Below are 21842 nucleotides of genomic sequence, written 5' to 3'. Positions count from 1 at the left end.
CAATCAGATGGCATAAGCCGCGACCCGAATGGTCGGCGGCGGGTTGTCATCTGAGTTTGGGGCACTGTTCAGGATTTCAAGGGCTCATCGATTTTGAAGTGCGCACGCGCGGTGGCAATCGGCTCGCTTTCAGTGCTTTGCCACGCGGTGACCGCGACGTTCGCCACCCGCCGGCCCTGACGGCAGACCTGACACTTGGCCCAAGTGTCGCGAAACTGCCCGGTGCGCAGGTAATCGAGAGAAAAATCGATGATCTTTGGCACTCCCGGTGCGCCGGTAAACACCAGCAAATGCAGGGCTGCAGCCAGCTCCATGAACCCGGCGATCACGCCGCCATGAATCGCCGGCAATAAAGGATTACCAATGTTGTCCTTGTTCGCCGGGAGTTTGAACAGCAACTCATCGCCGACCCGCGAGCACTCGATGCCAATCAGTCCGGCATACGGGATCAACTTCAACAGAGGTGCGTAATCGCCCTGCGCGTGGGCCTGTTGCAACTGGTACTTGAAGTCGTCGCTCATTGCCCCTCCCCCTTGATTACGCCGCCGAAGCCTTTTGTGCCTTTGATGTTTTTACCCATGCGCATGAAGGTGCCGACGACATGGGCGATCGGCTGTTCGGGATCGTCTTGATAAGCAAAACCACGGGCGAAGATCACATCGATTGTTACCCGGTAGCACTGGGCAAAGCCGTAGACATCTTTGTTCGGTTCAGCGGCGTGCATGTAGTCGATGCGCAGATCGAGGGTCGGGCAGACTTCGAATTCCGGTAACACACACAGAGTCGACATCCCGCACGCGGTGTCCATCAACGACGTGATCGCCCCGCCGTGAATCACTCCGGTCTGCGGATTGCCGACTATTTTTTCGCTGTACGGCAGGATCACCGTCAGCCCTTCACTGGAGGCGCTGTGCACTCGCAAACCGAGTACCTGACAGTGCCGCAATGCCGAAAGAAATCGTGTCGCACGCTCAAAAACGGGGTTTTCAGCCATTTGATAATTACTCTCGTTAGAGCCTTTGGCCAGTAGTAGCAAATAGCGCAAAAGTTCCACTAAAAAACAAACTTATATATCTGAAAGAAATGAGGAACTTAACCCTCAGCGTCGAGTTCTTAAGGCCAGTAGTTATTTTCCATAAGGAGAAACACCCCATGCGTAAGACTTTAGCTATTGCCTTGATGTTGACCGCTTCCCTCGGTCTCGCTGCCTGCGATAAAAAATCCGAGGACAAAGCTCAAGATGCCAACCAACATGCTGAACAAGCTCAGCAAGACATGAACAAAGCTCAGGATAAAGTGAACGACGCCGCGAAAGAAAACGCCGAAGCTGCCAAAGCTCAGGCTGAATCGAACGCCGCTGCACAAGAAGAAGCCGCCAAGAAGCAATAATCAGCTTTTCGGTGTAAAAAAAGAAAACCCGCCAAGTGCGGGTTTTCTTTTGCCTGCGATTTATCGCTACTGCCGACTTAGAGCAACAGGGTTCTAAAAGTCGGACTAATCATCAGCAACAACGAACACACTAAGCCGACCAGCCATACCAGACTGCGCAGCTTCGGCAGATCCGCCAGGTAAAACCACAAGTAGATAATGCGAGCGATCACAAAAATGATCGCCAATGTATCGATCAACCAGCCTTGTGTTTGCGTGGTGTGCGCCATCAGCACGCCCACCGCGAACAGAATGAACGCTTCGATACTGTTCTGGTGCGCCGCCAATGCCCTCGCGCCGTACCCGGTCAGTTGCGCCTGCTGCTGGCGTGGCAGGTGGTTGTCGTAACCGCCCTGCTCCTTCATGGCCTTGCCCACGGGCATACGCGCGATGTAAATCAACAATGCACTGATAAACACACACCAGAACGGAATACTCATCAAACGACCTCTTTGTTCGCCTCGGGGATGGGCGCCTCTGTAGGGGTATAGACCATCACATCGAGAACGTCGGAATGAAATTCGCGGCGGTACAAGACCACGACCACGCCGGCGCTCATGATCATGAACAGCCACGGGCTGACGAACCACGCCAGCATGCTCATGCCGAAATAATAGGAGCGCAGGCCGAAGTTGAACTGGTTAGCCGCCATGGAAATCACCCGCGCCGCCCGCGAAGCAAAGGCCTTGCGCTCCTGCTCCGAGACTTGTCGCTCACCGATCATGGGCGCCGAGCCGATCAGGATCGCCGCAAAATTATACTGACGCATGCACCAGCTGAACGTGAAGAACGCATAGACAAACACCAGCGCCAGACACAGCAACTTGATCTCCGACATGCCTTGCGAGGCCTGCTGCACCATCGGTATGTCTGCCAGCAAAGACACCGCGCGCTCGGAGGCGCCAAGCACCGTGAGAATACCGGCGAGAATAATCAGGGTGCTGGAGGCGAAGAACGAGGCATTACGCTCCAGATTGCCAATCACACTGGCGTCGGCGATGCGGTTGTCACGCAGCAACATGCGACGCATCCAGTCCTCGCGATACAGGTGCAACACACTGGCCAGGCATGCGGTGTCGCGAGCCTTCCAACTGGCGTAACGGGTGTAACCGCCCCAGCAGATGACGAACCAGAGGGCGGCGAGCAGATGGATCAGGTTGGCTTGGATGAACGACATGCGGTTCCCTGTGGAGTATGGATGCTACCTGTGGGAGCGAGCCTGCTCGCTCCCACATTAGGACTTCGGCAACCCTTCGACGTTAGCCTAGGGAAAAAGACACTGCCTGACGCGCATAAAAAATGCCCCGTATCGATTGATACGGGGCATTTCTGTTCAAGCGCTCAAGACCCGCTTGTGGCGGGTCAGGAAACCTCAGGCAATGGCTTCGCTGCGCTTGCCCAGCAGGCGATCACAGACCACCGCAACCACCAGGGTCATCACACATGGCACCAGCCACGCCAGGCCCTGCTCGCTCAGCGGCAGGTGGGAAAGCTGCGACGGCATCCAGTCGGCCAGACCAGCGCCTTTCAGGGCGTCGATGGTGCCAAACAGGAACGAGACCAGCATCACCGGGCCGAGGATGCGACCGTGTTCATGCCAGAAGTCTTTGCAAAAGCTCAGCGCCACCAGGACGATGCACGGCGGGTAGATCGCGGTGAGCACCGGGATCGAGAAGGCAATCAGCTTGGTCAGCCCCAGATTGGACACCAACAACGAGAACGCCGCCAGAATGATCACCAGAGTCTTGTAGGACAGTGGCAACACTCGGCTGAAGTATTCGGCACAGGCGCAAGTCAGACCGACCGCCGTCACCAGACACGCCAGCGAGATCAGCACTGCAAGGAAACCGCTGCCCAGCGAGCCGAAGGTGTGTTGCACGTAAGCGTGCAACACCGCCGCGCCGTTGGTAGCACCGACGGCGACTTCGTGGCTGCCGGAACCGAGGCGGAACAGGCTGATATACACCAGCGCCAGACCGACACCGGCGATCAGCCCGGCGATGATCGCGTATCGGGTGATCAGCGCAGGTGACTCGACGCCACGGGAGCGGATCGCGTTAACGATGACGATACCGAACACCAGTGCGCCCAGGGTATCCATGGTCAGATAGCCATTGATGAAACCTTGAGAGAACGGTGCAGCCACGTATTCCGGAGTACCGCTACCGATATCACCGGCCGGCAAGGCGAATGCGGCGATGCCGAGTACTGCCAGCGCAATGATCTTCAGCGGCGCGAGGAAACGGCCCACGGTGTCCAGCAAACGGCCCGGATAGAGCGAGATGAAGAACACCAGCAGGAAGTACACCGAGCTATAGAGGAACAGTGCCAGCGGGCTTTCACCGGTCAGCGGCGCCAGACCGACTTCGAACGATACGGTTGCGGTACGCGGGGTGGCGAACAACGGGCCCACCGCCAGGTAGCACGCCGCAGCCAGAATGCCGCCAGCGATCTTGCCGATCGGGCTGCTCAGTGCATCCATTGCCCCGCCGACTTTCGCCAGTGCAACAACGGTGATCACCGGCAAACCGACCGCTGTGATCAGAAAGCCCAGCGCCGCCATCCAGACGTGAGGGCCAGCCTGCAAACCAACGATCGGCGGGAAGATGATGTTGCCAGCCCCGACGAACAGGGCAAATGTCATGAAACCAAGTGCCAGGATGTCCTGACCTTTCAAAACTTTCATTAAGGTAATACCACACTACTGAATCGGAATTTAGAGGGGGATTGCCCTGTGGGATTAGGGAAATGCTGTCGATCCGTATGGGACTGACCCGTATAGCGCGTTGCATGCCTTGTGGGCGGCAGACGCAAAAATGGCTGTTAGCCTAACGAATTTGGCTTACAAACGCACTGTTAGAGGGCGAACTATCCGATACGCGACGTTTCCGTGTCGCGTTTTTGCATGTAATTGGGCGGATGCCTATAAATAGCCAGCACGAGTCAAATCCCGGAAACGACAAAGGCCACCCGAAGGTGGCCTTTGTTTGGTGAAGCGTCAGTTAAGCGTGAGGCTTACTTGACAGCCCAACCGGTCAGCTCGGCGAGGGCCTTGCCGATGTCTGCCAGCGAACGCACGGTTTTAACGCCTGCGTCTTGCAGAGCAGCGAACTTCTCGTCTGCAGTGCCTTTGCCGCCAGAGATGATTGCGCCAGCATGGCCCATGCGCTTGCCCGGAGGAGCAGTCACACCAGCGATGTAGGAAACAACCGGCTTGGTCACGTGTGCCTTGATGTAGGCAGCCGCTTCTTCTTCAGCCGAACCGCCGATCTCGCCGATCATTACGATCGCTTCGGTCTTCGGGTCTTCCTGGAACAACTTCAGGATGTCGATGAAGTTCGAACCCGGGATCGGGTCACCACCGATGCCGACGCAAGTCGACTGACCGAAACCGGCGTCAGTAGTCTGCTTCACAGCTTCGTAGGTCAGGGTGCCGGAACGGGAAACGATACCGACTTTGCCTGGCAAGTGAATGTGACCTGGCATGATGCCGATCTTGCATTCGCCTGGGGTGATCACGCCTGGGCAGTTAGGGCCGATCAGGACAACGCCCAGCTCGTCGCACTTAACTTTGGCGTCCAGCATGTCCAGGGTAGGAATGCCTTCGGTGATGCACACGATCAGCTTGATGCCGCCGAAAGCCGCTTCCAGGATCGAGTCTTTGCAGAAAGGAGCCGGAACGTAGATCACGCTGGCGGTAGCGCCAGTGGCAGCTACTGCGTCTTTAACGGTGTTGAACACTGGCAGACCCAGGTGCTCGGTGCCGCCTTTGCCTGGCGTTACGCCGCCAACCATCTGGGTGCCGTATTCGATGGCTTGCTGGGTGTGGAAACTACCTTGCGAACCGGTAATACCCTGGCAGATAACTTTGGTGTCTTTATTGATCAGGACGCTCATTATTTGCCCTCCGCAGCTTTGACAACTTGTTGAGCAGCGTCGGTCAGGCTGGTAGCAGCGATGATGTTCAAACCGCTTTCTGCCAGTACTTTAGCGCCCAGCTCAGCGTTGTTGCCTTCAAGGCGAACAACAACCGGGATTTTCACGCCGACTTCTTTCACAGCGCCGATGATGCCTTCGGCAATCATGTCGCAGCGAACGATGCCGCCGAAGATGTTGACCAGTACTGCAGCGACGTTAGTGTCGGACAGGATGATCTTGAACGCTTCGGTAACGCGTTCTTTGGTTGCACCACCGCCTACGTCGAGGAAGTTGGCTGGCTTGCCGCCATGCAGGTTGACGATGTCCATGGTACCCATGGCCAGGCCAGCACCGTTGACCATGCAACCGATGTTGCCTTCCAGCGCTACGTAGTTCAGTTCGAACTTGGCAGCGTGCGCTTCGCGCGGATCGTCTTGCGACGGATCGTGGAAAGTCTTCAGCTTAGGCTGACGGTACATGGCGTTGGCGTCGATGTTGATCTTGGCGTCCAGGCAGTGCAGATCGCCGTCAGCCTTGATCACCAGCGGATTCACTTCCAGCAGCGCCAGGTCGTGATCCTTGAACAGCTTGGCCAGACCGACGAAGATCTTGGCGAACTGAGCAACCTGCTTGCCTTCCAGACCCAGCTGGAATGCCAGCTCGCGACCCTGGAATGGCTGAGCGCCAACCAGTGGATCGATAGTGGCTTTCAGAATTTTTTCTGGAGTGTCGTGAGCGATTTTCTCGATGTCCACGCCACCTTCGGTGGAAGCCATGAACACGATGCGACGGCTCGAACGGTCAACGACAGCGCCCAGGTACAGCTCTTTAGCGATATCAGTGCACGATTCAACCAGGATCTTGGTGACTGGCTGGCCATTGGCGTCAGTCTGGTAAGTCACCAGACGCTTGCCCAGCCACTGCTGTGCGAAGGCTTTGGCGTCTTCTTTGCTGCGAACCAGCTTGACGCCGCCCGCTTTACCGCGACCACCGGCGTGGACCTGGGCTTTGACAACCCACTCGCTGCCGCCGATTTTGTCGCAAGCTTCTGCTGCTGCTTCTGGGGTGTCTACTGCGTAACCAGTGGAAACTGGCAGGCCGTATTCAGCGAACAGCTGCTTACCCTGATACTCGTGAAGATTCATGCTTTTTACCGTCTTCGTTAGGTACTGCGCATTCGGCGCTGCGCTCTTTATGAGTGCCGCGCCACCTGTGACTGCTGCTTGCGTAGCCTTCCGGGTATCCGGTGCAGCTACGCAAGACTGCGTCCAGCGGACATTCCGCGGTGAGACTTGCTCGCAAGGCTCACGACGGGCCGTTACCGCCGTGGTTTCTTATTGTCTGTTAACGCTTCTTGCGGTTGGCAATGTGGATGGCGCCGCCATTCACAGCCAAAGCAGCTTCGTGCAAGGCTTCAGACAGGGTCGGATGGGAGAAAACCATCATGCCCAGGTCTTCAGCGCTGGTGCCGAATTCCATACCGATCGCGCCCTGCTGAACCAGTTCTGCAGCGCTCGGGCCAATCACGTGCACGCCCAATACGCGGTCAGTCTTGGCATCAGCGATGACCTTGACGAAACCACCGGTATCGTTGGCAGCCATGGCACGGCCGGAAGCAGCGAACGGGAAGGTGCCGACGTTAACTTCAACGCCTTCAGCTTTCAAGGCCTGCTCGGTTTTGCCGACCCACGCGATTTCCGGGTGAGTATAAATAACCGAAGGGATCAGGTCATAGTTCATCTGGGCTTTGTGGCCCTTGATGCGCTCGACAACCATGATGCCTTCTTCCGAAGCCTTGTGAGCCAGCATCATGCCGCGAACCACGTCACCGATGGCGAAAACGCCCGGTACGGTGGTGGCGCAGTGATCATCAACGTGCACGAAACCGCGCTCGTCCAGGGTCACGCCGCTGTCGGCTGCCAGCAGATCAGTGGTCACCGGACGGCGACCAACGGCTACGATCAGCTTGTCGAAAGTGATGGTCTGTTCGCCGTTGGCATCGGTGTAGTTAACAACGACTTCGTCGCCGTTCACTTTCGAACCGGTCACGCGAGCGCCCAGCTTGATGTCCAGACCTTGTTTGGTCAGGGTTTTCAGCGCTTCCTTGGAAACAGCGGTGTCCGCTGCCATCAGGAAGGTGTCCAGTGCTTCGAGAACAGTCACTTCTGCACCCAGACGCGACCACACCGAACCCAGTTCCAGACCGATCACACCAGCGCCGATCACGCCCAGACGCTTGGGTACGGATTGGAATTCCAGCGCGCCAGTCGAGTCGACGATGACATTCTGATCAACCGGAGCGGGTGGAATGTCGATCGGACGCGAACCCGGAGCCAGGATGACGTTTTCTGCTTCGATGACTTCAACCGAGCCGTCTGGCTTGGTGACTTCGACTTTCTTGCCAGCCAGCAGTTTGCCGTGGCCCTGGATCGAAGTAACGCCGTTAGCCTTGAACAGAGTGGCAACGCCGCCGGTCAGGTTCTTGACGATGCCAGCCTTGCGGCCAACCATCGCAGCGACGTCCATTTTGACTTCGCCGGTCGAGATACCGTGAACGTTGAAGCTTTCTTTCGCTTCCTTGTATTTCCAGGAGCTGTCCAGCAGCGCCTTGGAAGGAATGCAGCCGACGTTCAGGCAGGTGCCGCCCAGGGCTTGCTTGCCTTCGGCGTCGGTGTACTTCTCGATGCAGGCAGTGGTCAGACCCAGCTGCGCGGCCTTGATGGCAGCCACGTAGCCACCAGGGCCAGCACCGATCACTACTACGTCAAATTTCTGCGACATTCAAAAAATCCTCTTTAGCGAAAAGCTTCAAGCCGCGCGCTCCAAGCCAAGCTGCCCTTTGCTGCAGCTTGAAACTTGAAGCCCGCGACTGCTTCTATCAGATATCCAGCAACAGACGAGCCGGATCTTCCAGCAGGTTCTTGATGGTCACCAGGAAGGTTACAGCTTCTTTGCCATCGATCAGACGGTGATCGTAGGACAGTGCCAGGTACATCATCGGACGGATAACGACCTGACCGTTGATGGCCATAGGACGCTGGATGATGTTGTGCATGCCCAGAATCGCTGCCTGCGGCGGGTTGACGATCGGGGTCGACATCATCGAACCGAAGGTACCACCGTTGGTGATGGTGAAGGTACCACCGGTCATCTCGTCCATCGACAGTTTGCCGTCACGGGCTTTTTTGCCGAATGTTGCGATACCGCCTTCGATTTCAGCCAGGCTCATCAGCTCGGCGTTACGCAGAACCGGTACAACCAGACCACGATCGCTAGAAACGGCAACACCGATGTCCGCGTAGCCGTGGTAAACGATGTCGCCACCGTCGATCGACGCGTTGACAGCCGGGAAGCGTTTCAGCGCTTCGGTGGCCGCTTTCACGAAGAACGACATGAAGCCCAGACGTACACCGTTGTGAGACTTCTCGAACAGATCCTTGTACTTCGAACGCAGGGCCATGACTTCGGTCATGTCGACTTCGTTGAAAGTGGTCAGCATCGCCATGTTCGACTGAGCTTCAACCAGACGCTTGGCCACGGTGGCGCGAACGCGGGTCATCGGCACGCGCTTCTCGATGCGGTCGCCAGCGGCGAACACAGGAGCGGCAGCCGAAGGAGCAGCAGCCTTGGCAGGCGCGGCAGTCGGAGCGGCTTTCTTGGCAGCAACAGCAGCCACGACGTCTTCCTTGGTTACACGACCGCCTTTACCAGTGCCGGCAACGGAAGCGATGTTGATGCCGTTTTCTTCAGCCAGCTTGCGCGCAGCCGGGGCAGCAACAGGATCGTCTTCGCCTTCAGCAGCAGGTGCAGCGGCAGCAGCAGCCGGAGCAGCAGCGGCGGCTGGAGCAGCGGCAGCAGCGCTGCCCTCTTCGATCGAGCCCAGCACCTGGTTGGAAAGAACGGTATCGCCTTCGTTGGCAACGATAGCGCCCAGCACGCCGTCAGCTTCGGCCAATACTTCGAGCACGACTTTGTCGGTTTCGATGTCGACGATCAGGTCGTCACGCTTGACGGCCTCACCTGGTTTCTTGTGCCAGGTGGCAACGGTGCCATCGGCAACCGATTCCGGGAATGACGGGGCTTTGATTTCGATAGCCATTATCTGTGGGTCCTTAAAATTCGGTTTCAGTCAGCGCGAAGGCGTTAAACAGTGAAAGCATCTTGCAGCAGTTTTTCCTGCTGCTCGGCGTGCATCGATGCGTAACCACATGCAGGTGCAGCAGAAGCCTCACGGCCCGCGTACTCAAGTACGAGAGACTTGTCGAGGTTGCTGATGCTGCGACGCAAGTGGTGCTGGCTGCAGTACCAGGCGCCCTGGTTCATCGGCTCTTCCTGACACCAAACGGCATGCTTGACGTTGGTGTACGGAGCCAGGACTTCTTTCAAGTCGTCCTCAGGGAATGGGTACAGCTGCTCGATACGCACGATGGCAATATCTTCGCGGCCTTCGGCACGGCGTTTTTCCAGCAGGTCGTAGTAGACCTTGCCGCTGCACAGAACAACGCGCTCGACCTTTTTCGGGTCCAGGGCATCGATTTCCGGGATCACGGTCTGGAACGAACCTTCGGCCAGATCTTCCAGGGTCGAGATGGCCAGCTTGTGGCGCAGCAGCGACTTGGGAGTCAGGACTACCAGAGGTTTGCGCAGCGGGCGGATCACCTGACGGCGCAGCAAGTGGTAGATCTGAGCCGGCGTGGTCGGCATGCACACCTGAATGTTGTGCTCGGCGCACAGCTGCAGATAGCGCTCAAGACGTGCCGAGCTGTGCTCAGGGCCCTGACCTTCGTAACCGTGTGGCAGCAACATGGTCAGACCGCAGAGACGGCCCCACTTGTGCTCGCCGCTGGTGATGAACTGGTCGATAACAACCTGTGCACCGTTGGCGAAGTCGCCGAACTGGGCTTCCCAGATCACCAGCGCGTTTGGCGTGGTGGTCGAGTAACCGTATTCGAAAGCCAGTACCGCTTCTTCCGACAGGAACGAGTCGTACAGGTCAAAGCGTGGCTGACCCTCGTACAGGTTCTGCAGCGGAATGTAAGTGCCAGCGTCTTTCTGGTTGTGCAGAACAGCGTGACGGTGCGAGAACGTACCGCGGCCGATGTCCTGACCGGTCATGCGGATCGGGTGACCTTCGAACGCCAGGGTCGCGTACGCCATGGTTTCGGCATAACCCCAGTTGATCGGCAGGCCGCCGGCTTGCATCTTCTGACGGTCTTCGTAGATCTTCGCGACCTGACGCTGAACCACGAAGCCTTCCGGAATTTCCAGCAGCTTGGCGGACAGTTCTTGCAGGGTCTTCAGATCAAAACGAGTGTCGTGACGCGCAGTCCAGGCGTGGCCCAGATACGGACGCCAGTCCACGAACAGCTCTTTGTTCGGTTCTTTGACCAGCGACTTCACTACGTGCAGACCGTTGTCCAGCGCGTTGCGATACTCGTCGACTTTCGCCTGAACACGTTCAGCGTCCAGAACCCCTGCCTGAGTCAGACGATCAGCGTACAGCTCACGGGTGGTGCGCTGCTTGGTGATCTGCTGATACATCAATGGCTGGGTGCCGCTTGGCTCGTCGGCCTCGTTGTGGCCGCGACGACGGTAGCAGACCAGATCGATCACCACGTCACGCTTGAACTGCATGCGGTAGTCGATGGCCAGCTGGGTCACGAACAACACGGCTTCCGGATCATCACCATTCACATGGAGGATCGGCGCCTGGATCATCTTCGCAACGTCGGTGGCGTACTCGGTGGAACGCGAGTCCAGCGGGTTGCTGATGGTGAAACCCACCTGGTTGTTGATCACGATGTGTACAGTACCGCCGGTTTTGAAACCGCGGGTCTGCGACATCTGGAAGGTTTCCATGACCACGCCTTGACCGGCAAATGCCGCGTCACCGTGGATGGAGATCGGCAGAACCTTCTCACCGGTCTGATCGTTACGACGATCCTGACGGGCGCGAACCGAACCCTCGACCACCGGAGAAACGATTTCCAGGTGGGACGGGTTGAATGCCATGGCCAGGTGAACTTCACCGCCGGTGGTCATTACGTTGGACGAGAAGCCCTGGTGGTATTTAACGTCACCGGAACCCAGCTCGACCTTCTTCTTGCCTTCGAACTCGTCGAACAGCTCGCGCGGGTTCTTGCCGAAGGTGTTGACCAGCACGTTCAGACGGCCACGGTGGGCCATGCCGATGACGACTTCCTTGGTGCCGTAGGAACCGGAACGCTGGATCAGTTCGTCGAGCATCGGAATCAGGCTTTCGCCGCCTTCCAGACCGAAACGCTTGGTGCCCGGGTATTTGGTGCCCAGGTATTTTTCCAGGCCTTCACCGGCAGTCACGCGCTCAAGCAGGTGGCTCTTGATGTCGGCGGAGTACGTCGGACGACCACGCACGCTTTCCAGACGCTGCTGGAACCACTGGCGCTGCTCGGAATCGGTGATGTGCGTAAATTCAGCGCCGATGGTGCGGCAATATGTCTGCTGCAACGCTTCGTGAATTTCGCGTAGGCTCGCTTCCTCTTTGCCGATGAACAGGTCGCCGGCACGGAAGGTCGTATCAAGATCGGCATTGGTCAAGCCGTAATGATTGATCGACAGGTCTGCAGGTGCAGGACGCTGCCACAGCCCCAGCGGGTCAAGCTGGGCTGCCTGGTGGCCACGCATACGGTAGGCCTGGATCAATCGCAGCACTTCAACTTGCTTCTTCTCGTGCTCACTGCTCACGCTCCCGGCGGAAACCGGTTGAGCGCGGCGCTGGTTCTTTGCCAGCAGCACGAAATGATCGCGAATTGTCGAGTGCGAAACATCAGTGGCAGAGTTGCCGTCGGCAGGCAACTTCTGAAAGTAGGTGCGCCACTCTTCTGGCACAGCGTTAGGGTCGTGCAGGTAGAGCTCATAAAGCTCTTCCACATAGGCAGCGTTTCCACCTGAAAGGTAGGCGCTGTTCCACATGCGCTGCATCACGCTTTCTTGCATGCTTGGTCACCCTCGGTTAGGGGAACACCATCGGTGTCGACACCGAGCAAACTTGCAGAAGTCCGAATGCAGCGACTAAAACAAGCCACTTAGGATCACACTGATAGTCCGGGTACCAGCCCGGATGCCCCTGCTTGTCTCATTTCTTCAAAATAAGAGCCGCAGCTTATGGCTGCTGCTCTGGTTATAGCCATGACGCGGGTTGAAGCCCGCGCCACAGCCTCTACGGTACAGCGTTTACAGCAGCTGAATCACACGCCGCTCGAAAGCAGCATGTTACGGATGTGACCGATGGCCTTAGTCGGGTTCAGGCCTTTCGGACATACGTTGACGCAGTTCATGATGCCCCGGCAGCGGAATACGCTGAACGGGTCATCGAGCGAAGCCAGACGCTCGGACGTCTTGGTGTCACGGCTGTCTGCCAGGAAGCGATAGGCTTGCAGCAGAGCGGCTGGACCCAGGAACTTGTCCGGGTTCCACCAGAAGGACGGGCAAGAGGTCGAGCAGCAAGCGCACAGGATGCACTCGTACAGACCGTCGAGCTTTTCACGCTCTTCTGGCGACTGCAGACGCTCGATGGCCGGAGCCGGCGTGTCGTTCTGCAGGTAAGGCTTCACCTTCTCGTATTGCTTGTAAAAGATGCTCATATCGACGACCAGGTCACGGATAACCGGCAAACCTGGCAGAGGACGAACGATCAACTTGTTACCTTTTACAACGGCGGACAGTGGCGTGATGCAGGCCAGGCCGTTCTTGCCGTTGATGTTCATGCCGTCGGAGCCGCAGACGCCTTCACGGCAAGAGCGACGATAGGAGAAACCTTCATCCTGCTCTTTGATCAGGGCCAGCACGTCCAGCACCATCAGGTCTTTACCACCGGTATCGACCGAAAATTCCTGCATGAACGGCGCAGCGTCCTGATCAGGGTTGTAGCGATAAACACTGACTTGCAACATGGCGGTCACCCTTAATAAGTCCGGACTTTCGGCTCGAAAGTCGGAACAGTCTTCGGCGAGAAGTTAACGGCACGCTTGGTGACGCGCTTGTCACCCGGGAAGTACAGGGTGTGGCACAGCCAGTTTTCGTCGTCACGGTCTTCGAAGTCTTCACGGGCGTGCGCACCGCGGGACTCTTTACGTACTTCGGCAGCGATGGCAGTCGCTTCAGCCACTTCCAGCAGGTTTTGCAGTTCCAGCGCTTCGATACGAGCAGTGTTGAACGCCTGCGACTTATCGTTGATCTTCACGTTAGCGATACGCTGACGCAGATCGGCCAGTTGAGCGATACCTTTCTGCATGTATTCGCCGGTACGGAACACACCGAAGTAGTTCTGCATGCAGCTTTGCAGCTCGCGACGCAGGGTTGCCACGTCTTCGCCATCGGTACGGTTGTTCAGCGCGTTCAGGCGCGACAGGGCAGCTTCGATATCGGCTTCGGTAGCGTCGTCGTATTCGATGCCGTCGGTCAGTGCCTTTTCCAGGTGCAGGCCGGCAGCGCGACCGAATACCACCAGGTCAAGCAGCGAGTTGCCGCCCAGACGGTTGGCACCGTGAACCGATACGCAAGCCACTTCACCTACAGCGAACAGACCAGGGATGATCTGATCCACGCCATCAGCGTTCTGGGTGATCGCCTGACCATGAATGTTGGTGGCAACGCCGCCCATCATATAGTGGCAAGTCGGAACAACCGGAACCGGAGCAACCACCGGGTCAACGTGAGCGAAAGTCTTCGACAGTTCGCAGATGCCTGGCAGACGGCTGTGCAGCACTTCCTCGCCCAAGTGGTCGAGTTTGAGCATTACGTGGTCGCCATTCGGACCGCAACCATTGCCAGCGATGATTTCCTTAACCATCGAGCGAGCAACCACGTCACGACCGGCAAGGTCTTTGGCGTTCGGAGCATAACGCTCCATGAAACGCTCGCCGTGCTTGTTGATCAGGTAACCACCTTCACCACGGCAACCTTCTGTAACCAGTACACCGGCGCCGGCGATGCCGGTCGGGTGGAACTGCCACATTTCGATGTCCTGTACCGGTACGCCAGCACGCAGAGCCATGCCGACGCCGTCACCGGTGTTGATCAGGGCGTTGGTGGTGGACGCGTAGATACGGCCTGCACCGCCGGTAGCCAATACGGTGGCTTTCGCGCGGATATAGGAAGTTTCGCCAGTTTCGATGCAGATCGCGATCACACCGACGAACTCGCCTTCCTGGTTTTTTACCAGGTCGACAGCGTAGTACTCGTTCAGGAACGTGGTACCGGCTTTCAGGTTGCCCTGATAAAGGGTGTGCAGCAGTGCGTGACCGGTACGGTCGGAAGCGGCGCAAGTACGTGCAGCCTGACCGCCCTTGCCATAGTCCTTGGACTGACCGCCGAACGGACGCTGGTAGATACGGCCTTGCTCGGTACGCGAGAACGGCAGACCCATGTGGTCCAGCTCGAAAACAGCGGCCGGGCCTTCCTGACACATGTATTCGATAGCGTCCTGGTCACCGATGTAGTCGGAACCCTTGACGGTATCGTACATGTGCCAGCGCCAGTCATCGTTCGGGTCAGCGGACGCGATTGCGCAAGTGATGCCGCCTTGGGCGGATACAGTGTGCGAACGGGTCGGGAAAACCTTGGTGATCACGGCAGTCTTGTGACCGCCCTGCGCCAGTTGCAGCGCAGCGCGCATGCCGGCACCGCCACCACCAATAATGATGGCGTCGAAAGAAATCGTTGGAATGTTAGCCATGACTCAGATACCCCAGAGAATCTGCACACCCCAGACGAAGTAAGCGAACATCGCAACGCCGCATACTGCCTGGAAAAGGAAACGTATAGCCGTTGCGGACTTGCCGAACGCCATTGGCGTCAGGTAGTCAGTCGCGATGGTCCACATGCCGACCCAGGCGTGAGCGCCGAGAGCAACAAGGGCCAAGAGGCTGAAAATACGCATTCCGTTGTGGGCGAACAGTTCATGCCACTGGGCATACTCGAGGCCTGGGTGGGCCACGACATATCCGATCAGAAAGATGAAGTAAGCCGCGAGAACGACCGCAGACACACGTTGCGCCATCCAGTCATAGAGGCCCGAACGCGACAGGTTCGTGACGTTAGTTACCATATCCAAACTCCTGCCAGAACGATTACCACCACGGAAACGGCGATAACGATTTTCGAGCCCAGCTTGCCGCCTTCCAGCGTCTCACCGATGCCCATGTCCATGATCAAATGGCGCACACCGGCTACCAGGTGATACAGCAGAGCGGACAGGATGCCCCAAATCACTAGCTTGGCTAGCGGACTGGTCAGACACGCTTTCACCTGACCGAAGCCTTCCTCGGAGCTCAGCGACTTGTCCAATGCGTAAAGCATGATGGCAAGGCACACAAAGAGGATGACACCGGAGATACGGTGAAGAATGGACGTGTAAGCAGTGACTGGGAGTTTGATGGTCCTTAGGTCTAGGTTTACAGGTCGTTGGCTTTTCACGGCTTTTTTTTCACACTGAAGAGCCCCTAACAATCAGGGCAAAGTTGTTGGGGAGTGCACTGGTCAGGTAACCACCACCCAGGGATGCGACCCCCAATGAAAGCAAGCCCAAAAGCCCTTGGCGGTCGGTGGCCGAGTATAGACAGTTAGGCTACTAATGACAACGCAATCACCTACCCCCAATAGCTGATTGCACAAGTTGAATAAAAGGCGTAAATGGCAGGCAATTTCGAGGAAAAAGTGCGCTTAAAGCCTTCTGGAGCAAGACTTTAGGCAAATTGACATTCGAATTTATCTCACTATAGTGGTGCGGGCCCTGCGTGGGGGGTCTGTCTGATGGTTCAAGCATAAATAGGAGGCCACATGGCTGACAAAAAAGCGCAGTTGATCATCGAGGGCGCAGCCCCCGTCGAGCTGCCCATTTTAACCGGCACCGTTGGTCCCGATGTAATTGATGTTCGGGGCCTGACGGCCACGGGCCGCTTCACTTTCGACCCGGGTTTCATGTCGACCGCTTCGTGCGAATCGAAGATTACCTATATCGACGGCGACAACGGCATTCTGTTGCACCGCGGCTACCCGATCGAACAGCTGGCTGAAAAATCGGACTACCTGGAAACCTGCTATCTGTTGCTCAACGGCGAATTGCCGACAGCAGAACAGAAAGCCCAGTTTGTCAGCACCGTCAAGAACCACACCATGGTTCACGAGCAGCTGAAAACCTTCTTCAACGGCTTCCGTCGCGACGCCCACCCGATGGCCGTCATGTGCGGCGTAGTCGGCGCCCTCTCGGCCTTCTACCACGACTCCCTGGACATCAATAACCCGCAGCATCGCGAAATCTCCGCGATCCGCCTGGTTGCCAAGATGCCGACCCTGGCAGCGATGGTTTACAAGTACTCCATGGGCCAACCCATGATGTACCCGCGCAACGACCTGACGTACGCGGAAAACTTCCTGCACATGATGTTCAACACCCCGTGCGAGATCAAACCGATCAGCCCGGTGCTCGCCAAGGCCATGGACCGGATCTTCATCCTCCACGCCGACCACGAGCAGAACGCATCGACTTCCACCGTGCGTCTGGCAGGTTCTTCGGGTGCCAACCCGTTCGCCTGTATCGCCGCCGGCATCGCCGCACTGTGGGGCCCTGCCCACGGCGGTGCGAACGAAGCCGTTCTGACCATGCTCGATGAAATCGGCGATGTGTCCAACATCGACAAGTTCATCGCCAAGGCCAAGGACAAGAACGATCCGTTCAAGCTGATGGGCTTCGGTCACCGCGTTTACAAGAACCGCGACCCTCGCGCGACTGTAATGAAGCAGACCTGCGACGAAGTACTGAAGGAACTGGGCATCAACAACGATCCGCAACTCGAACTGGCCATGCGCCTGGAAGAGATCGCCCTGACCGACCCGTACTTCATCGAACGCTCGCTGTACCCGAACGTCGACTTCTACTCGGGGATCATCCTCAAGGCGATCGGCATTCCGACCAGCATGTTCACCGTGATTTTCGCGCTGGCACGTACTGTTGGCTGGATTTCGCACTGGAAAGAAATGCTCTCCAGCCCGTACAAGATTGGCCGCCCGCGCCAGCTGTACACCGGCTACGAGTCGCGTGACATTACCAAGCTGGAAGACCGCAAATAGGACTTGTCTTGCGATAACGTCTTGAAGTTGTACCGGGAACGGCCTCTATGTGAATAGCGGCCGTTTTTGTTTGTCTGGGGTTTGGGGTTTGGGGTTTGGGGTTTGGGTGTATATCCGTTGCTGCGGGTGTTGCTGACTAGGGTTCCGCCCTGACGGCGGGTCACTTTTGGCAAACGCCCGGAATGCCGGCCCAGCCAAAAGTAACCAAAAGGGCTGCTCCCTGACGTACGGCACTTCGCTGAGGCTCAGTGTTCCCTCGCTACGGTGTCCATCCGGGGGCATCGCCTACGGTTTGCTTCGCTGCACCTCCTCTCGATGTATGCGGCTTCGCCGCACGGCGCTGCGCGCCTGCCCCCCCCCGGATGAACACCTACGCTCGGCCTGCCGATGGGCCTGGAGATCAAAAGCAACGTCAAGAGCCTTCGCGACGCGAAGCAAGATCAAAAGATCGTCCGATCGCGGCCCGAGCCTTCGGCAGCTCCTACATTGGAGTTGAGTACACCTGTCAGATATGGGTCGGCTGTCAGGCCGCCTTCGCGAGCAGGCTCGCTCCCACAATGGGGTTGAGTAGACCCGCCAGAGATTGGTCGGCTGTCAGGCCGCCATCGCTGGCAAGCCAGCTCCAGAAAGAGAATAAGAACACCCCGCATGCGGCAAAGCCGCCCCACTCAACACAATGAGCGCAAGCTCAAGTACCGCTCTTGATCTTGATCTCGGAGCCCGTCGGCAGGCTGAGTGAAGGGATTGATCCGGGGGTGGGAGCGCAGCGACCGTTTGGCGAAGCCAAACACATCGAGAGGAGGTGCAGCGCAGCAAACCGGAGGCGATGCGCCCGGATCAATCCCGCAGCGAAGGGACCCGAGCCTAAGCGAGGGCCGTACGTCAGGGTAAAGCCCTTTTGGTTACTTTTGAGGCGTTTGTCAAAAGTGACCCGCCGTCAGGGCGGAACCCTAAGCCGCCGTTACCGCAGCAACGGATATACACCCAATCAAAAAATACACACCAGAGCCCGATAACCGCCCACAAAAAATGCCCCGATCTCTCAACCGGGGCATTCACTACAACGTCAAACCATCAAACCATCAATGCGATACCGCCCCGCTCACCCCCAACCCCGTCTGCGAACGCACAAACTGCGGGAAGAACAGCGCCCGCTCGTTATCCGCAGCCGCCGACTTGTCAGTGATCGAGAAGAACCAGATCCCAACAAACGCGATGATCATCGAGAACAACGCAGGATACTCGTAAGGGAAGATCGCCTTCTCATGATGCAGAATCTGCACCCAGATGGTCGGGCCAAGCACCATCAGGCCGACCGCACTCACCAGTCCCAGCCAGCCACCGATCATCGCACCGCGAGTAGTCAGCTTCTTCCAGTACATCGAAAGCAGCAGCACCGGGAAGTTGCAGCTCGCCGCGATCGAGAACGCCAGGCCAACCATGAACGCGATGTTCTGGCTTTCGAACAGGATACCCAGACCAATCGCCAGCACTGCCAAGGCAATGGTAGTGATCTTCGATACGCGGATCTCATCCTTCTCGTTTGCCTTGCCCTTCTTGATCACACTGGCATACAGGTCGTGAGACACCGCCGATGCACCGGCCAGGGTCAGACCCGCCACAACCGCCAGAATGGTCGCGAACGCTACAGCCGAAATGAAGCCGAGGAAGATGCTACCGCCGACGGCGTTGGCCAAGTGCACCGCCGCCATGTTGTTGCCGCCGAGTAGCGCGCCAGCAGCATCCTTGAAGGCAGGGTTGGTGCTGACCAGCAGGATCGCGCCGAAGCCGATGATGAAGGTCAGAATGTAGAAGTAGCCAATGAAACCGGTTGCGTACAGCACGCTCTTACGGGCTTCTTTAGCGTCGCTCACGGTGAAGAAGCGCATCAGAATGTGTGGCAGGCCAGCAGTACCGAACATCAGCGCCAGACCGAGGGAGAACGCCGAAACCGGATCTTTCACCAAGCCGCCAGGGCTCATGATCGCTTCACCTTTAGGGTGAACCTTGATCGCCTCGGAGAACAGCATGTTGAAGTCGAAGTTGACGTGCTTCATCACCATCAGCGCCATGAACGAGGCACCGGACAGCAACAGCACAGCCTTGATGATCTGCACCCAAGTGGTCGCCAGCATGCCGCCGAACAGCACGTACATGCACATCAGCACACCGACCAGAATCACCGCCACGTGGTAGTCCAGACCGAACAACAGTTGGATCAACTTGCCGGCACCAACCATTTGCGCGATCAGGTAGAACGCCACCACCACCAGCGAACCGCAGGCAGACAAGGTGCGAATCTGGGTTTGCCCGAGGCGGTAGGACGCCACGTCGGCAAAGGTGTATTTACCCAGGTTACGCAGACGCTCGGCGATCAGGAACAGAATGATCGGCCAGCCCACCAGGAAGCCGATCGAGTAGATCAGGCCATCGTAGCCGGAGGTGAACACCAGCGCGGAAATCCCCAGGAAGGACGCCGCCGACATGTAGTCACCGGCGATCGCCAGACCATTCTGGAAACCGGTGATCTTGCCGCCCGCCGCATAGTAGTCGGCCGCCGAGTTGTTTTTCTTCGAGGCCCAGTAGGTGATGTACAAGGTCGCGCCAACGAACGCCACGAACATCAGGATGGCTGGAATGTTCAGTGGCTGCTTGGCCACTGCGCCCGTCAAGGCGTCAGCCGCAAAAGCACACGGCGCGAAAGCTGCAACGGTCAATAGAGAAAGTAGACGCCGGATCATTGCTGAGCCTCCTTGAGAATCGCATTGTTCAGGTCGTCAAACTCGCCATTGGCGCGGCGCACGTAGATCCCGGTGAGGATGAATGCTGACAGAATCAGTCCGACACCGATCGGAATGCCCCAGGTAATCGAGGATTCAGGACTGAGTTTGGCGCCCAATATGTGCGGCCCGTAAGCGATCAGAAGGATGAAGCCAGAGTAGAGCCCGAGCATGATCGCCGAGAGTATCCAGGCGAACTTTTCCCTTTTTCTCACCAGCTCCTTGAATCGGGGACTGTTTTGAATCGAGAGGTAAATGCTGTCGTTCATTGTTTTTATCCTCGCAGCACAGATTATTGTTGGAACGTAGCTAATGTATGCGGCTGCGGGAGAGGTTCCAGACGACCTTAGTAGTAGAACGCCATGACACTTTTGCCAATTTCCGGTACGCCACAAAACAACTGTGGGAGCGAGCCTGCTCGCGAAGGCGTCAGATCAGTCGATATTTGCATCAACTGACAGATCGCATTCGCGAGCAGGCTCGCTCCCACAGGGTTAGGCGGTGAGGCTTTTATTTAGTCCAGTCAGCCACGCGATCCGGGTGTTTGGCTACCCAATCTTTCGCAGCAGCGTCGGGCTTGGCACCATCCTGAATCGCCAGCATCACTTCGCCGATTTCGTCTTTGGAAGCCCACTGGAAGTTCTTCAGGAACTTGGCCACTTCCGGCGCCTTGGCATCCAGCCCTTTGCTGCCGATGCTGTTCACGGTTTCAGCCGCGCCATACACGCCTTTCGGATCGTCGAGGAAGCGCAGTTTCCACTTGGCGAACATCCAGTGCGGCACCCAACCGGTGACGGCGATGGATTCATTTTTCTTCTCGGCACGGGTCAGCTCGGCGATCATGCCGGCGCCAGAACTGGCTTTGAGGGTGTATTTGTCGAGGCCGTAATCCTTGATCGCCTGATCAGTCTTGAGCATCACGCCTGAACCGGCATCAATGCCGACAATGCGATTCTTGAAGGTGTCGTCGGTTTTCAGGTCTTCGATGGACTTGGCTTTAACGTACTCCGGAACGATCAGGCCGATTTTCGCATCCTTGAAGTTCGGGCCGTAATCGACGACCTGATCCTTGTTCTTCGTCCAGTATTCGCCGTGGGTGACCGGCAGCCAGGCGGAGAGCATGGCGTCGAGTTTGCCGGTGGCCACGCCTTGCCACATGATCCCGGTGGCGACGGCTTGCAGTTTCACGTCGTAGCCAAGTTTCTGCTTGATCACTTCGGCCGCCACGTGGGTGGTCGCGACGCTGTCGGACCAGCCGTCAACGTAACCGATGTTCAGGGTCTGTTTTTCAGCGCTGGCGAAAGTGGAGCTCATCGCAAGCGCCAGAGCGGCACCTGCGCCTAAAAGTCGTCGCATCTTCATCGTTACTTCCCCGAAATGCTGCGCCCGACGGATGACGGGCGGCGTCAACGTATTGTTATGGTGCACAGCGCCCCCATCACGCCTCATCGCAAACTCGGCCGGACATCAGTGGAGTACTGACGCTTTCGATCATCAACCTGACGCCCGAGGCGACCTGCTCTGTCAGCGACCTCAAGGCAACGAGAAACGACATCAGAAAGCCATTAATCGCACCTATATAAATGACGCCAGAAAATCCGCCCGAAC

General features: G+C 57.4%; 19 protein-coding genes. 2 read left to right on the top strand and 17 right to left on the bottom strand.

Annotation, left to right across the window (positions count from 1 at the left end):
• Positions 1 to 68 precede the first annotated feature (68 nt).
• Together ATI02_RS02925 and ATI02_RS02920 are read right to left on the bottom strand one after the other, a co-directional pair.
• The gene (locus ATI02_RS02925; protein WP_100845376.1) at positions 69 to 521 is read right to left on the bottom strand and encodes a PaaI family thioesterase; all 453 of its coding nucleotides are present in this window, start codon (positions 519 to 521) and stop codon (positions 69 to 71) included.
• Positions 518 to 994 carry a PaaI family thioesterase gene (locus ATI02_RS02920; protein ID WP_095191620.1) on the bottom strand — a complete coding sequence of 159 codons (477 nt, stop codon included), beginning with the start codon at positions 992 to 994 and terminating at the stop codon, positions 518 to 520. Before ATI02_RS02920 ends, ATI02_RS02925 begins: the two co-directional genes overlap by 4 nt.
• Positions 995 to 1152: 158 nt before the next feature.
• Here ATI02_RS02920 and ATI02_RS02915 point away from each other — a divergent pair, with 158 nt between their 5' ends.
• Positions 1153 to 1389: a hypothetical protein gene (locus ATI02_RS02915; protein WP_007959016.1), complete on the top strand. Its 237-nt coding sequence runs from the start codon at positions 1153 to 1155 to the stop codon at positions 1387 to 1389.
• Between the two features lie 77 nt (positions 1390 to 1466).
• On the opposite strand, the gene ATI02_RS02910 is transcribed toward ATI02_RS02915, so the two are convergent.
• The 12 genes from ATI02_RS02910 to sdhC all read right to left on the bottom strand — a co-directional run bounded on the left by ATI02_RS02910 (position 1467) and on the right by sdhC (position 15801).
• Positions 1467 to 1868 (bottom strand): MAPEG family protein, encoded by a 402-nt coding sequence (locus tag ATI02_RS02910; protein WP_100845375.1) that lies wholly within the window; start codon positions 1866 to 1868, stop codon positions 1467 to 1469.
• The gene (locus ATI02_RS02905; RefSeq protein WP_095191618.1) at positions 1868 to 2605 is read right to left on the bottom strand and encodes a DUF599 domain-containing protein; all 738 of its coding nucleotides are present in this window, start codon (positions 2603 to 2605) and stop codon (positions 1868 to 1870) included. Before ATI02_RS02905 ends, ATI02_RS02910 begins: the two co-directional genes overlap by 1 nt.
• A 195-nt stretch (positions 2606 to 2800) precedes the next feature.
• The gene (gene brnQ, locus ATI02_RS02900; protein ID WP_095191617.1) at positions 2801 to 4114 is read right to left on the bottom strand and encodes a branched-chain amino acid transport system II carrier protein; all 1314 of its coding nucleotides are present in this window, start codon (positions 4112 to 4114) and stop codon (positions 2801 to 2803) included.
• Between the two features lie 329 nt (positions 4115 to 4443).
• Positions 4444 to 5325, bottom strand: a complete 882-nt coding sequence (sucD, locus tag ATI02_RS02895; protein ID WP_095191616.1) for a succinate--CoA ligase subunit alpha — start codon at positions 5323 to 5325, stop codon at positions 4444 to 4446.
• Complete coding sequence (gene sucC, locus ATI02_RS02890) at positions 5325 to 6491, bottom strand: ADP-forming succinate--CoA ligase subunit beta (RefSeq protein ID WP_007919879.1); 1167 nt, start codon at positions 6489 to 6491, stop codon at positions 5325 to 5327. The genes sucD and sucC overlap by 1 nt, the downstream gene beginning before the upstream one ends.
• 199 nt (positions 6492 to 6690) lie before the next feature.
• Positions 6691 to 8127: a dihydrolipoyl dehydrogenase gene (gene lpdA / locus ATI02_RS02885; protein WP_095191615.1), complete on the bottom strand. Its 1437-nt coding sequence runs from the start codon at positions 8125 to 8127 to the stop codon at positions 6691 to 6693.
• 97 nt (positions 8128 to 8224) lie between these two features.
• Positions 8225 to 9445 (bottom strand): 2-oxoglutarate dehydrogenase complex dihydrolipoyllysine-residue succinyltransferase, encoded by a 1221-nt coding sequence (gene odhB, locus ATI02_RS02880; protein ID WP_100845374.1) that lies wholly within the window; start codon positions 9443 to 9445, stop codon positions 8225 to 8227.
• 44 nt (positions 9446 to 9489) lie between these two features.
• Positions 9490 to 12321 carry a 2-oxoglutarate dehydrogenase E1 component gene (locus ATI02_RS02875; RefSeq protein ID WP_100845373.1) on the bottom strand — a complete coding sequence of 944 codons (2832 nt, stop codon included), beginning with the start codon at positions 12319 to 12321 and terminating at the stop codon, positions 9490 to 9492.
• Positions 12322 to 12572: 251 nt separating this feature from the next.
• Positions 12573 to 13277, bottom strand: coding sequence for a succinate dehydrogenase iron-sulfur subunit (locus tag ATI02_RS02870; protein ID WP_060541475.1), 705 nt, complete (start codon positions 13275 to 13277; stop codon positions 12573 to 12575).
• 11 nt (positions 13278 to 13288) lie between these two features.
• Positions 13289 to 15061 carry a succinate dehydrogenase flavoprotein subunit gene (gene sdhA, locus ATI02_RS02865; protein WP_095191612.1) on the bottom strand — a complete coding sequence of 591 codons (1773 nt, stop codon included), beginning with the start codon at positions 15059 to 15061 and terminating at the stop codon, positions 13289 to 13291.
• Between the two features lie 3 nt (positions 15062 to 15064).
• Positions 15065 to 15433: a succinate dehydrogenase, hydrophobic membrane anchor protein gene (sdhD, locus tag ATI02_RS02860; RefSeq protein ID WP_003222999.1), complete on the bottom strand. Its 369-nt coding sequence runs from the start codon at positions 15431 to 15433 to the stop codon at positions 15065 to 15067.
• Positions 15427 to 15801: a succinate dehydrogenase, cytochrome b556 subunit gene (sdhC, locus tag ATI02_RS02855; protein WP_016773673.1), complete on the bottom strand. Its 375-nt coding sequence runs from the start codon at positions 15799 to 15801 to the stop codon at positions 15427 to 15429. Before sdhC ends, sdhD begins: the two co-directional genes overlap by 7 nt.
• A 363-nt stretch (positions 15802 to 16164) precedes the next feature.
• Here sdhC and gltA point away from each other — a divergent pair, with 363 nt between their 5' ends.
• Positions 16165 to 17454, top strand: coding sequence for a citrate synthase (gene gltA, locus ATI02_RS02850; protein WP_003222994.1), 1290 nt, complete (start codon positions 16165 to 16167; stop codon positions 17452 to 17454).
• A 1082-nt stretch (positions 17455 to 18536) separates the two neighbouring features.
• Here the strand turns inward: gltA and ATI02_RS02845 are convergent.
• The 3 genes from ATI02_RS02845 to ATI02_RS02835 form a co-directional block, all read right to left on the bottom strand.
• Positions 18537 to 20195 (bottom strand): cation acetate symporter, encoded by a 1659-nt coding sequence (locus ATI02_RS02845; RefSeq protein ID WP_100845372.1) that lies wholly within the window; start codon positions 20193 to 20195, stop codon positions 18537 to 18539.
• On the bottom strand, positions 20192 to 20503 hold the full coding sequence (locus ATI02_RS02840; RefSeq protein WP_047600264.1) for a DUF485 domain-containing protein: 312 nt from the start codon (positions 20501 to 20503) through the stop codon (positions 20192 to 20194). Before ATI02_RS02840 ends, ATI02_RS02845 begins: the two co-directional genes overlap by 4 nt.
• A 241-nt stretch (positions 20504 to 20744) precedes the next feature.
• Entirely contained in the window at positions 20745 to 21596 is an 852-nt protein-coding gene (locus tag ATI02_RS02835; RefSeq protein ID WP_095190653.1) for a glycine betaine ABC transporter substrate-binding protein, read from the bottom strand.
• Positions 21597 to 21842: the final 246 nt, after the last annotated feature.

The sequence above is a fragment of the Pseudomonas baetica genome, assembly GCF_002813455.1.
Lineage (GTDB): Bacteria > Pseudomonadota > Gammaproteobacteria > Pseudomonadales > Pseudomonadaceae > Aquipseudomonas > Aquipseudomonas baetica.
The sequence above is the reverse complement of the archived record's forward strand: the minus strand, read 5'-3'. Positions and strand labels throughout refer to the sequence as shown.